At 37.0% G+C, this 11,801-nt stretch carries 19 protein-coding genes; 15 read left to right on the forward strand and 4 right to left on the reverse strand.

The genetic code is table 11. The features are described 5' to 3' along the window. Positions 1 to 295 precede the first annotated feature (295 nt). Entirely contained in the window at positions 296 to 913 is a 618-nt protein-coding gene (locus ACFIKH_RS08105) for a S24 family peptidase (RefSeq protein ID WP_375627036.1), read from the reverse strand. An 83-nt stretch (positions 914 to 996) separates the two neighbouring features. Here ACFIKH_RS08105 and ACFIKH_RS08110 point away from each other — a divergent pair, with 83 nt between their 5' ends. Together ACFIKH_RS08110 and ACFIKH_RS08115 are read left to right on the forward strand one after the other, a co-directional pair. Beyond that, complete coding sequence (locus ACFIKH_RS08110) at positions 997 to 1,371, forward strand: hypothetical protein (RefSeq protein ID WP_375627509.1); 375 nt, start codon at positions 997 to 999, stop codon at positions 1,369 to 1,371. Positions 1,372 to 1,387: 16 nt separating this feature from the next. After that, entirely contained in the window at positions 1,388 to 1,810 is a 423-nt protein-coding gene (locus tag ACFIKH_RS08115) for a hypothetical protein (protein WP_375624052.1), read from the forward strand. Between the two features lie 24 nt (positions 1,811 to 1,834). Here ACFIKH_RS08115 and ACFIKH_RS08120 read toward each other — a convergent pair whose 3' ends face one another. After that, a complete protein-coding gene (locus tag ACFIKH_RS08120; RefSeq protein ID WP_375627507.1) occupies positions 1,835 to 2,611 on the reverse strand; it encodes a hypothetical protein in 777 nt (258 codons plus the stop codon). Positions 2,612 to 2,740: 129 nt separating this feature from the next. On the opposite strand from ACFIKH_RS08120, the gene ACFIKH_RS08125 reads away from it, so the two are divergent. The 6 genes from ACFIKH_RS08125 (at position 2,741) to ACFIKH_RS08150 (ending at position 6,761) form a co-directional block, all read left to right on the forward strand. Continuing rightward, complete coding sequence (locus ACFIKH_RS08125; protein ID WP_375670502.1) at positions 2,741 to 3,220, forward strand: crossover junction endodeoxyribonuclease RuvC; 480 nt, start codon at positions 2,741 to 2,743, stop codon at positions 3,218 to 3,220. After that, the gene (locus ACFIKH_RS08130; RefSeq protein ID WP_375671435.1) at positions 3,210 to 4,313 is read left to right on the forward strand and encodes a hypothetical protein; all 1,104 of its coding nucleotides are present in this window, start codon (positions 3,210 to 3,212) and stop codon (positions 4,311 to 4,313) included. The genes ACFIKH_RS08125 and ACFIKH_RS08130 overlap by 11 nt, the downstream gene beginning before the upstream one ends. Further along, positions 4,297 to 4,731, forward strand: a complete 435-nt coding sequence (locus ACFIKH_RS08135; protein ID WP_375671436.1) for a hypothetical protein — start codon at positions 4,297 to 4,299, stop codon at positions 4,729 to 4,731. Before ACFIKH_RS08130 ends, ACFIKH_RS08135 begins: the two co-directional genes overlap by 17 nt. 154 nt (positions 4,732 to 4,885) lie before the next feature. Further along, complete coding sequence (locus tag ACFIKH_RS08140; protein WP_375671437.1) at positions 4,886 to 5,212, forward strand: hypothetical protein; 327 nt, start codon at positions 4,886 to 4,888, stop codon at positions 5,210 to 5,212. 542 nt (positions 5,213 to 5,754) lie between these two features. Then, positions 5,755 to 6,486 (forward strand): antA/AntB antirepressor family protein, encoded by a 732-nt coding sequence (locus ACFIKH_RS08145; protein ID WP_375671438.1) that lies wholly within the window; start codon positions 5,755 to 5,757, stop codon positions 6,484 to 6,486. Next, positions 6,483 to 6,761: a hypothetical protein gene (locus ACFIKH_RS08150; protein ID WP_375671439.1), complete on the forward strand. Its 279-nt coding sequence runs from the start codon at positions 6,483 to 6,485 to the stop codon at positions 6,759 to 6,761. Before ACFIKH_RS08145 ends, ACFIKH_RS08150 begins: the two co-directional genes overlap by 4 nt. A gap of 44 nt (positions 6,762 to 6,805) precedes the next feature. Here the strand turns inward: ACFIKH_RS08150 and ACFIKH_RS08155 are convergent, their stop codons facing one another. Further along, positions 6,806 to 7,234 carry a type II toxin-antitoxin system HicB family antitoxin gene (locus ACFIKH_RS08155; RefSeq protein ID WP_375626922.1) on the reverse strand — a complete coding sequence of 143 codons (429 nt, stop codon included), beginning with the start codon at positions 7,232 to 7,234 and terminating at the stop codon, positions 6,806 to 6,808. A 67-nt stretch (positions 7,235 to 7,301) separates the two neighbouring features. Continuing rightward, positions 7,302 to 7,493: a hypothetical protein gene (locus ACFIKH_RS08160; RefSeq protein ID WP_004859817.1), complete on the reverse strand. Its 192-nt coding sequence runs from the start codon at positions 7,491 to 7,493 to the stop codon at positions 7,302 to 7,304. Positions 7,494 to 7,795: 302 nt separating this feature from the next. Between ACFIKH_RS08160 and ssb the strand changes: the two genes are divergently transcribed. The 7 genes from ssb to ACFIKH_RS08195 form a co-directional block, all read left to right on the forward strand. Further along, entirely contained in the window at positions 7,796 to 8,248 is a 453-nt protein-coding gene (gene ssb, locus ACFIKH_RS08165) for a single-stranded DNA-binding protein (RefSeq protein ID WP_375671441.1), read from the forward strand. A gap of 10 nt (positions 8,249 to 8,258) precedes the next feature. Beyond that, the gene (locus ACFIKH_RS08170; RefSeq protein WP_375671442.1) at positions 8,259 to 8,795 is read left to right on the forward strand and encodes a hypothetical protein; all 537 of its coding nucleotides are present in this window, start codon (positions 8,259 to 8,261) and stop codon (positions 8,793 to 8,795) included. A gap of 67 nt (positions 8,796 to 8,862) precedes the next feature. Then, positions 8,863 to 9,063, forward strand: a complete 201-nt coding sequence (locus tag ACFIKH_RS08175; protein WP_007553727.1) for a type II toxin-antitoxin system HicA family toxin — start codon at positions 8,863 to 8,865, stop codon at positions 9,061 to 9,063. Further along, on the forward strand, positions 9,060 to 9,455 hold the full coding sequence (locus ACFIKH_RS08180) for a type II toxin-antitoxin system HicB family antitoxin (RefSeq protein WP_375626916.1): 396 nt from the start codon (positions 9,060 to 9,062) through the stop codon (positions 9,453 to 9,455). Before ACFIKH_RS08175 ends, ACFIKH_RS08180 begins: the two co-directional genes overlap by 4 nt. A 318-nt stretch (positions 9,456 to 9,773) precedes the next feature. Next, positions 9,774 to 10,094, forward strand: coding sequence for a hypothetical protein (locus ACFIKH_RS08185; protein ID WP_375650192.1), 321 nt, complete (start codon positions 9,774 to 9,776; stop codon positions 10,092 to 10,094). A gap of 3 nt (positions 10,095 to 10,097) precedes the next feature. Beyond that, positions 10,098 to 10,676 carry a hypothetical protein gene (locus ACFIKH_RS08190; RefSeq protein WP_375671443.1) on the forward strand — a complete coding sequence of 193 codons (579 nt, stop codon included), beginning with the start codon at positions 10,098 to 10,100 and terminating at the stop codon, positions 10,674 to 10,676. 589 nt (positions 10,677 to 11,265) lie between these two features. Further along, a partial coding sequence (locus ACFIKH_RS08195) for an antA/AntB antirepressor family protein (RefSeq protein ID WP_375671444.1) occupies positions 11,266 to 11,801 on the forward strand: 536 nt, incomplete at its 3' end.

Genomic DNA, 11,801 nt, shown 5'->3' on the forward strand with positions numbered 1-11,801 from the left:
TAGACAACTAATAAAATTTCGTCAGAATTTATAAGAATTGGATTTTCCATAATTTCTCCTCCCTAACGCCTCTTGGCAATTGTTTGTGCGTGGTTTATGGATATATTAGTACATTATGCACTAAAGATAGTCAAGTACATAATGTACTATTTTTTTTAAAAAATAAAAAAAAGACGAATCACGGCACAATTTAGAGAATCAAAATTTTGCTGTTTACTGATAAAAATCAAGCAAACTTGCTTCAATCTTTTGATAGCAATCTAATCGATAACGTGAACAGAGAATCGTATTGTGTTTACATATCAAGAATAGTGCGCCGTACACGACCTATTATAGAGATAGCGCCTTCAAGTTTTGGAGCCTTTATTGTTTTGTCGTATGAAGCGGGCTGAAAAGGAGGATCATCATTAGGTCTGTATCGTTTATATGTCGCTTGTCCAGATTCATCTGCAATTACATAGCAGGCATTAGGCACAAGTTTTTTGTCTCGCATATTTACAAATATTATAGAATCTGGAGGGCTAATTTTATTCATAGATGCGCCATCTACACGTAAAGCAATCCATTCACCGGCAGGAAGATTAACAGCCTCTGTCATAGGATAATCTGAAAAATCCATTATCCCATCTTGCTCGCTTAGTTCTCCAGCGCTAATCCATGAAACGAGAGGAATACTTATATTGAGGTTAGGACTTTCTTGAGGAGACTCGCCATACAAAATCCACCCCGGATCTACATTAAATACTTGTCCATAGAGCTCGGCTATTTGGCGCGAAATACCACGATTTCCATTTTCGTGACTAATTAGGGTATTTTGATTAAGAGCTGGTACAGCGCGCGCAGCTTCGCTTGGTGTTGCATATCCAGCATTCTTACGCGCTATTTTAAGTCTATCTTTTGGCAAATAAGTCATTTGTACATTATCCACTATTTTTTTAATTCATTGTGTACGATTTTATCTTGATTAAAAGTTGTACGTAATGTACTATTTGTGTCATGGTTAATGATTTTTATGTCAAAAGTTTGATTGAATCTTGGGGATCTATACGCCAATTTGCAAAAGAAATTGGTTGTAGCTATGAGGCTGCGCGTAAAATGCGTGATCGCAATAGTATTTCTCCAAAATACTGGAATATAATTATTCAGTTGTCTAAAGCTAAGGGTCTATCTTGGGTTACACTAGATTGGTTCCTACATAATTATGGGAGTAAATCCCATAGAGTTATTCGTCCAATGACAAAACGAAGAAAAGATACGCTTCATCTGGTGAAGAAAATTAGTACAGCAAATGCATCACAAACAGTAATATCTTCTCATAGTGCTGCTCATACAGAAAATAACAAACATCAACAGCAGCATTCACACTCTTAAAGAAGAAAGATCAGAGATGATAGATGTCCCACAGATCACTATAAGCAAAGTCCAGTTGATTGATCTTGTTAATAATATTGGAGAGGCAACCATATATTATGGTGTCCGTTCGACTCAAGATGCATCTTTTGAAACAAGAATAGATCCCTCATCAACAGGTTATTTTGTCTATATGCTGTATAGTATCTTTGCGCGTGATGATAGAAATTATTTTCCATTATTGCCGTACGATGATTTTAATCAATGGTTTTCATCTGCGTTTACGCAAGCTTTTACAACTTGGTTTGATAATTATTTTTCTCAAGAGTTGTTATCTTTTTATCGCTTAAATGAGCTGATCTTGTTTATGATCTTAGTCAAAGATAAGCTTGATCTCTTAAGGCTTGATCTCTTAAGGGATGAAGTTATCAAAAAAAGAAATCAAATTAATAAATCATAGCATAAAAACGTTTTCCTAAGTAAATTAATCCAATTTTTTAAAGTCTATGAGGTCGGTTTGTGTCGTTACAGTCATTGTTGTTTCTGGTTTCAATGGGGATGTATGAGTAATGATTAAAGTAACTTGGGCTTTTATATCTTCTTCACGCGCTGCTACAAAAATAAGGATTCCTGTGTACTTATCTTCTAAGGGAGCTATAGAAATATTAACATCAATTTCTTGTCCCGTTCGAAAATCCTTTGCTTTCTCACAGTATCCGGATGATATTGTGTGTAACGTTGGTCTGGCATCAGGATTAACATATGATGCTTGCATTTGCCACAATCTTGTTTCCGGTTTGTATCTAATGCCATATCCAAGAATAAAGCGAGAACCATCTTTTAGCTTTATATTTAAAACGTGGATGACAGTTTGTGCATTGTTTTTTATTTTTAAACAAAGAAGCGTCCACTTGCCTTTTGTTGGAAAATGTGGGCCAGTTGTATATATGGAAGGTGGCGTTCCTAAATCCTCTACTCTTTTGTTATCTAACAAAAATTTAATATGTTCTTCTGACCATTTGGCAATATCTTTTGTCGATATCGCTTGCTCTTTAAGGGCTATCGTCTGTTCTTGGCTTTCTGCAAATTGCTTGCTTACCCATTCTCTATCTTCTTCTCGTTTTTTTGCAGCTTTTTCTAAATCATCTTTCCGGATTTTGGCTGCTTCTTTACGGTCTTTATTTCTTAAAATAAGCGCTACTGAAAGCGACACAGCAAATGACACAAAACCTGTAAGAAATATCTTTATCCATTCTTGCATCTTTCCCCTCCCCACTTTTTTAGAATCATTGGGAGGTTACTTTTTCACAAACATTTTTGCAAGACAGGCAATCACAACGCGCTCTGTCATAACGCACGCATAAACACACAGCAACCTTAAGGGGGGATTATGATCACTAACGCACAAACCATTTTATGTCTTGATCTAGGGACCAAGACAGGCTGGGCGATATGCGGTGCGGATGGTCACATCATCAGTGGTGTCATGAATTTCCACCCCCGATATTTTGAAGTCGGTGGAATGCATTATTTACGCTTTAAGAGATGTCTATCAGAAATAAAACAGACAGTAGACAGCATTGACGCGGTGTATTTTGAAGAAGTGAGGCGTCATAATAGTACTGATGCAGTGCATATTTACGGTGACTTGTTATCAACCTTAACGACGTGGTGTGAACATCATCAGATACCGTATGAAGGCATTCCTGTTGGCACAATTAAGAAAGCAACAACAGGAAAAGGAAACGCATCAAAAGTAAAAATGATTAAGGCAATATGTTCCAAAGGACATACGCCTAAAGACGACAACGAAGCAGATGCTTTAGCAATTTTATATTTGATGAAAGAAAGGGATATACATGTCCAGTAAAATACCATGGACGAGACTGTTTGCCGATAAATGGGCGGTGGTCGTCGATTATTTACCTCCTGTAGAAGGTAATATCTATATGAGATTGCGATTTCGCATGCTTCGTACTGGTGAACCTCTTTTTTGTAACATTAAAGTTTTGTCTCATTACACTGGTTATTCAGTAAAGAAATTTGAGACAGCTTTGAATGTTTTGCTAGAAGAAGGATATATTATTCGTTTAGCAGATGGTCGTTTATGGAATCTCGATGTTGAAGAAGAATTAAAAAATTGCAATGAGAATTTAAATAAACTTTCAGAAAAAGCTATAAAAGCTGCGAATACTAAGAGAAAAAAACATAAAGATGACTCATCAAAAGACCATGATGATGTCATGATGATGTCATCACGAGGTCATGATGACATCATGATGAAACACATTAACATAGACAATAACATATATAATAAAAAACCTAATACTATCGTATTAGCAAAAAAAGAAATTGGTTCTGAAAGTTTAGAAACAAACGAACAGGTTCATGAGCCAACAGAGGTTGCTGCTGTTGAGACCACATCAGAGCAAATCACAACGGGTGTAGACAACCAACCTCCCATTCACGAGCAAGAGAACGTTCCCAAAAAAGCAAAACGAGCGAAAGCTAATCGCGGCTGTCGATTGCCAGATGATTTCAAACCTAATTTGCAATACGCAATCGATAAAGGCTTAACCCATGATGAGGCGCTGTTAGAAGTCGAACGGTTCAGAAATTTTTGGCTGGCAAAATCCGGAGCAAATGCAAACAAAACAGATTGGCCGGCGACATGGCGAAACTGGATTATACATCCAGAGTACGGAGCGCTATCCAAGAAACAAACACAAACACTTAGAGGTTATCATGGAAAATTCACTCAGAAAACTTTCACAGAACAGCTTGCAGAAGGCTTCAACGAACTCAGAGATCATCTCTCATCTGGAGAAGATTATGGAAATGATCAGTCCGGGGTATCCATTGACGCTGAAAGCTGGGAATACATTGACAAAACAGGAGGAAGCGCAAACCTTAGATGCTTGCAATCGTCTACAAGCGTTGCTCTCTGTGAAAGCTTCAGTTAAGCAAATTGAGCAAGCTTCTTTCCTACTCTCAAGCATAAGAGTCCCTGCGAACACAGACGCCAAAGCCGTCGTTTTATCCTATGGTATGATGCTGGACCGCATTCCGTCATATGCTCTGAAAAAGGGCGTCGAAGATATCGTAACTGGTCAAGCAATTGGGATATCAAAAACATTTATGCCAACTTGTGGAGAGCTTTTAACTTATTGCCAGACACTAGAAAATACCCTTCTTTCAAAAGCCGAAAGTGTACGTAGAGCAATTGAAAACACATGTGAGAAAACACTCAAAGAAAAAACAGCGAAAGAGCATTTTAGACCACTAACGCTTGTTCACAAGCAAGAGCTTGAAGAAACTTTAAATGGCATTGGTGGGATAATGAAACGCTTTGGTCCACAGCAAACTAGTGAAAAGTGCTGATCGTTTTACGATTAGACATGCATTTAAATCGACAAAAAAGCACCTTACAAAGCGATTTAAAGATTTTATGATAGAATCAACATCTGCAATATAAAAAGCTCTGTATGATCAAATTTGAGACAAATAGACCAATTGGTAAAATTAGGATTAAAGCATGTTCATTTTTAAACATTTATTCTTAACAATCCGTAAACAACCCATGCGAAAAAAGTGGGTTGCAACAGCTGTTGGTTATGTTCCTTGGGGGGATGGAGCAGAGGAGTATTTTTACAACCTCTACGAATATGAAGACGGCACAAGAGAGTGTGAAAAGTTTGATGGCGGACAGTATTACAAAACACCTAAGAATGCCGATTTTAGTACCAAAGCGCAAGTAAAAGCTTGGGTTTACGGTGGGAATATTCCGAAAAGCGTTCTCAATTACGAACCTCTTATAGATGAGATAAACAAAGGTATAAAAAAACTATCGGAAGCCGCTTGACATTATTTCTGTAATGTGTATTTTCGAATCAGGTGCCTAAGAAACACCTTCAACACATAGCGGATAGATTGCCGAAACAATCTTTTCACCGCCAATTAAAAGCTTTGACTCGTTGTGTGCTACACGCATATAATGATATTGTCGGGTGTGGTTATGCTATACAATACCCTTATGGGAAAAGCATAACGACGGGCTATGTGCCGTGTTTCTTAGCGCCCGGCACTCAGAGATGAAATTAGCAAAAATATCAAAAAATTATTAGAATCCACTTGACAATGTGGCGACAATATGAATAATCGAATCAGGTGCCTCAAAAACACCTTAAATACCAAGCGGGCTAGCTACCGAGATAGTTTATTTTCCGCACATTAAAGGCTTTGACTCATTGTGTGTTACACGCATATAATGATATTGTCGGGTGTGGTTACGCTATACAATACCCTTGCGGGAAAAGCGTAACGACGGACTTGGTACCGTGTTTTTGAGCACCCGGCACTTTTTAAAGAGTGTCAATCAAAAACGTCTATTACCAAGGAGTTCTCATGAACACACTTATAGAAATATCAGAACAGGTCATTGATCAAGAGACTGTTCAAACTGTGAATGCACGTGAGTTACATGCATTTTTGGAAATTACATCAAAGTTTGCAGACTGGATTAAAAATCGCATTAAAGAATGTAAATTTCTGGAAAATATAAACTTTATAACGCTTTCTAAAAATTTAGTAAGCGGTGGAAAGGTAAAAGAATACCACATTACATTAGACATGGCTAAACACCTTTCAATGATAGAGCGTAATGATAAAGGGCATGAAGCGCGTCAATACTTTATCAAATGTGAACGGCTTTTGAAGCAAGTAGCAACACCACAAGTTGACTACTCCAAACCCGAAGCATTACTTGGTGTTTTGAATCACTTACAAAGCCAAATAGAGCAGAAAGATCATGTTATTGCAGAATTAGCACCAAAAGCAAAAGCTTTGGAAGGTTTAAAGCGTTCTGATGGTCTGTTTGGTCTTATTGAAGCAGCAAAGATGTTGGAGGTACGACCAAAGGATTTGACCGATTATTTGCGTAAACATGATTGGGTGTATCGACGGACTCCAGGGGCGCCTCTGTTACCTTATCAGGATAAAATTAAGAAAGGATTCATGGACTGTCCCGCTATTACCATTCAAAGACCGGATGGTACAGAAAAGGTGCTGCCTTCAACAAAAATTACACCAAAAGGATTAGCTTGTTTGAGAGAGCAAATCCATGGAGGTGTGCAATGAATACCAGTATCGACTTTTTATGTGATTTATGGATGGCTTTGTTTCAATTTTCTGATCGTGATGATGTCGAAGATAAAGCTTTTAATGCTCTCATTGAAACCATGGATGCGATAGAAAAAGCTCTGATATTAAAGCTTCAAGATGAAACCCCGAATGCACTGAAAATTTTGGCAATGATTACAAATTTTGGAACTTTAAGACCTCCTCCGATTATGGAGCCTTTGTTGAAAGCTTACAATCCAGATTTAGAGCTCCCCATTAAAAAGGTTGCTTAACTCAAAAACACAACTCCCCTCCCCGTTCTTAAGATGGGGAGTGGTTAAGCCGCGTTTTTGATTGTAATAACGACTTGCTTGCCAAGAACACTCAGAGCTTGCTCTAGTGTTTGAAGCTTAGTTGGATAATTGGGATCAAGAATGCGTCTTGCTTCTGTTTCTTTTTTACCCAAACGATTAGCCAATTCTGTTTTTGTGATATTCGCTTCATTAAAGGCTTCTACCACTGCAAGTTTAAGAGCATTCCACGCATCTACCGTGACCTCTACAAGGTCTTTATATTGCTGTGGTACTGGTAAAGGTAAACCGCGCATAGGATAGCTCCGTAATGCTAACCCTAAAGCTTCAACAGCATTCTCTAATGCCTCAGTTCTATTTTCTCCAGCTGTTATTGCTTCTGGTACATCTGGAAAGGTTACAATAAAACCACCATCTGGATCAGATTCCAGTTTTGCTTGATAAGTGTACTCCATGTTTAGGTCTCCTCGCCACGATCAAAATGCTTTTGAAACGAAAAATTAAAGCCGTTGAGAGAGTAACTCATACCCCCAACTGCTTTTTTATTATTTTCACGTAAAGTGGGGTCAATTCACCAGATTTTATAACGGTTGTCTTATCTCCAAAAGTTACCAAATAATGTGACCCTTTACCTGCATCAGGAGCTTCACTGTAATGAATGCCTCTTTTTCTGGCTTCTTTACGTAACTCTCTAAGCAGTGCTTCTCGTTTCATTTAGCCTCCCCTTTCTGCATAAAATGAATATCGCACAAAAAGGTTCGATAGTCAACAATAAATCGAACAAAAAAGTTTGATACAGACTCTTAATGAAAGAATATTTATTGAAAAGTTAAAAGTAGAAATAAGAAAGCCGTGCCATTTGTGTGACATGTTTTTTTTGATGAATAATTTGTCAAATAATATTATAATGTAATACATTAAAAAACTGTTATTAATAAACTGAAATAATTGAATAAATACGAAAATTATGCTAAGATTTTTTATGTATAAATTGATAATCTAATGGGGCTACAAATATGCTAAATAAAGTGACGTTAATCGGGCGCCTTGGTGCTAATCCCGAAAGCAAAACAATGAATTCTGGAACAGAAATAGTCAATTTTAGTATAGCGACTTCTGAGAGCTATACAGATAAAAAAACCAATCAAAAAGTAGAGAAAACAGAATGGCATTCCGTGGTGATTTTTAATCCGCATTTATCAAAAATTGCACTTCAATATCTAAACAAAGGTTCAAAGGTTTACATAGAAGGAAAATTACAGACACGCAAATGGCAAGATAAAAATGGGCATGACCGTTACACAACAGAGATTGTCTTACCACAATTCAAAGGCGAGTTGTATTTGCTTGATGCAAAGAAAGATCAATCAGCATCCCCTACCCCTTCACCTATTACTTCTCAAAATTATGCTATCGCTTCAGGTGCTCAAAATTATAGAACAGCTCTTAACGATAGCGTCCCATTCTGATTGAAAAAATATGGCTAAAAGAAAAAAACATGCAAAACGTGGTCGTCCTCGAATTAAAGGATGTATCAGAGAACCAAATGGACGCATCTCACGAGCAAAAACACCGCATGAACCCATGGATAAATTGGCAATTGAAATGCGTGCCAAACGCTTCTGCTTGACCACAGAAGAGGCTAAAAATCCGCTTTCCGGCACCTATATCGGGCGGCTTTATCTGCAAGGTGTGATTAATCAAGACCAATATGATGCTGCACAAAAATATCTTGAAGTGAGAAACAATTACCTATGTGCAAAAGGATTGCCTAATGCAATTTATGATAACTTTACTCCTTCATCAAATGAGGAGGCACAAAAACGGTGGATTGAAAGAGCAACTCATTGTTATGAAGTGACGAAAGAGGCTATCAAAGAAGCACAACACCTCTATAGAAAGTATAATCTTTATGCTGCATTACAATATCTTGTTATAGAAGATCAATCGCTAACACATCTTGTTAGTTCTTTGCGTATTGTTCTTAATGCGCTTCATAAGCACTTTAGCCATTAAAAAAGAATTGACATCAGATGAAAAATCATTAAAATGTGTATATATTTACACATCGTTAGTTTAGGGAATGGAACAAGATAGCCGAAAAATCATTGCAAAATTAAAGCGTGATGGCTTTGAACTTGTCAAAGTAAAAGGTTCTCATCATAAATTAAAAAAAGATGGTAAGGTTGTTATTGTTCCACATCCTAAAAAAAATCTTCCGATTGGTACAGCACGTTCTATCGCACAACAAGCAGGTTGGTTAAAAAAAGGAGAAGAAAAATGAAAAGATTTTTTGCTCTTGTTCATAAAGATGAAGATTCTGCTTTTGGTGTTCAGTTTCCTGATTTTGAGGGGCTTTTTTCTGCTACTGATGAGGAAGAAAATTTAATCGCAAATGCAACAGAAGCACTTCAACTTTATTGTGAAGATATAGATATAGTGCCTATTCCTTCAAAATTTGAAGAAGTCATACAACGGGAATCTGTCAAAACAGCTTTGTCAGAAGGAGCTTTTTTAATACAAGTCCCCTTTATTGAAAATGATGCAGAAGTGGTACGTACGAATATATCTATTGAAAGAGGGCTTTTGCGTGCAATTGATGATTGTGCACAAGAAAGAGGTTTAACAAGATCTGCTTTTTTGGCAACAGCAGCGCGTCACGAGCTTAATATTTAGATTTTCTTCTTTTTTAGCTGTGTCAATACATACCTTTTTGTTTCTAAAAACACCATATTTAGGTAAAAAAAATAAAAAAAATACAAGATCATGATTTTTTTGTTGACATAGTGTAAAAAATCGTATTTAATGACGACACGGCACTAGTCGTATTGTGTCTAAAATTCAAAAATATCCTCAAAAATTCAGTAAAATGTGAACTTGAAACGTGGCTAGAAAGCCCCGTTTTCTAGGTAATTCTGGTTAATCAATTTTTCACAGAATAAAAATCAATATTTGACTAATGATGTCATTAATTATGACTCAAAAGGAGCAATGATGAAAGCTGTCATCACTAAGCCAATGTGTGTTGTTGGAGACAATAAAAGCACTGTTCGCTTTGAACCATCAACACCCAATAATCCATTTGTTGAAGTTTCCAATCAAGTCTACGCACGTCTCAAGCGCGCTAATGCTGTAAAACCTTTTATTGGAGTCAAGACAACAGCAAAAACAGACAAGGCAGTTGAACAAATTAAGCAGATAAAACAAGAAGCCGTACAAACATCGTCTGAACCAGTGACAGAGGAAATTCCACTCGAACAGCCAAAAGCATCTAAAGCTTCTAAGTCATCAACACCTACCCCAAAAAAGGCTTAGAAGTTGAAGTTAATCATCCACCAAAAATGGTATCTTCAACAGGTGAAGGATACCTTCACCAGTCTTCAAGCACCACGCCTTAATTGGGCTCTGCGTAATGCTCTAAACACTGCAGCAAAACAAGTTGAACGCTTTACTGAAAAGCAAGTTGCAGACATCTCATCAGCCCAAATAAAGCGTATAAGAAGAGGTGTTTATATTAAAGAAAAGGCGACAGCAAGGTTTCTTGAGACAGATATCATTGGTTCTGGAACACCAATACCTCTTAAATTTTTTAAAGTAAACGAAACAAAACGCGACGTAACTTACACACTGTTTGGAAAGAAAGAAATCTTACCCCATGCTTTTATCAAGGGAGGCAGTTTTCCAAAGCGTGTTGATTTAAAAATGGGAGGGAATGTGTTTCAAAGAGCGGATGGAGATCAATTCCCTATTGCAAAACAAGAAGGACCATCAATTGCTAAAGTGATGTCCAAGCCAGAGATTGCAAGTGCTATTGCACAATATGCCAATGAAAGATTAAGCAAAAACATACAGAGACAACTTTCTCGTCAAGAATACGCTGCTAATAAGAAAGGCTAGATCATGTTTTCAAGCTTTATCTATATATTCCATATCCTTATGAGTTTAGGAATTACATATTCTTATTGCAATTTTAAAAACAGATTATCACTTATGCTTTGTTTTTTCATAAAAAAAATCAATAAAATCAATTCAAAAGGTACTTCCCAGCGGGTTGGGTCTGTTGCGGGGCAGGCGAGCGCGAACTATCGCTAGCGACAGAATTTTCAAATTGACTGTACATTGTACACTTAACTCATTGATAAATAATTATTTAAATATGTACACTGTACAGTATGTGAAAAGTTTTCTTAGCAAAAAGTAATTTTTATTACTTGACAATTCTACAGTAATAGGTATCTTCGAATCAGGTGCCTAGAAAACACCTTACAATACCAAGCGGATTAGTTGCCGAAATAACTAGTCTTCTAAACATTAAAGATTTTGACTCATTATATGTGGTGGCATATAAAGGTCTTGTCGGGTGTAGTTATGCTATACAATACCCTTTATGGGAAAGGCGTAACGACGGACTTGGTACCGTGTTTTCTAGCACCCGGCACTCTTTTAAGAGTGTCAATAGAAAACCTCTATTACCAAGGAGTTCATCATGAACACACTTATAGAAATATCAGAACAGGTTATCGATCAAGAGATTGTTCAAACTGTTAATGCACGTGAGTTACACGCGTTTTTGGAGATTACATCAAAGTTTGCAGACTGGATTAAAAATCGTATTAAAGAATGTAACTTTCGAGAAAATATAGACTTTATAGGTTTTTCTAAAAATTTAGTAAAAGGTGGGCGCCCAAGCATAGAATACTACATTACGTTAGACATGGCTAAACATCTTTCTATGATAGAGCGTAATGATAAAGGGCATGAAGCGCGTCAATACTTTATCAAATGCGAACGGCTTTTGAAACAAGTAGCAACCCCACAAGTTGATTATTCCAAATCCGAAGCATTACTTGGTGTTTTGAATCACTTACAAAGTCAAATTGAGCAAAAGGATAACACCATTGCTAAATTAGAACCAAAAGCAGAAGCACTTGATGGTTTAAAACGCTCTGAGGGGGCTATGTGTGGCATCTTATTGTTTTTTATTCACGAGTGGTTGTTCAAGGAGCTTTTTGAGATCTTCTG

The organism is Bartonella sp. SD1336NMGDW (assembly GCF_042193565.1).
Taxonomy (GTDB): domain Bacteria; phylum Pseudomonadota; class Alphaproteobacteria; order Rhizobiales; family Rhizobiaceae; genus Bartonella; species Bartonella grahamii.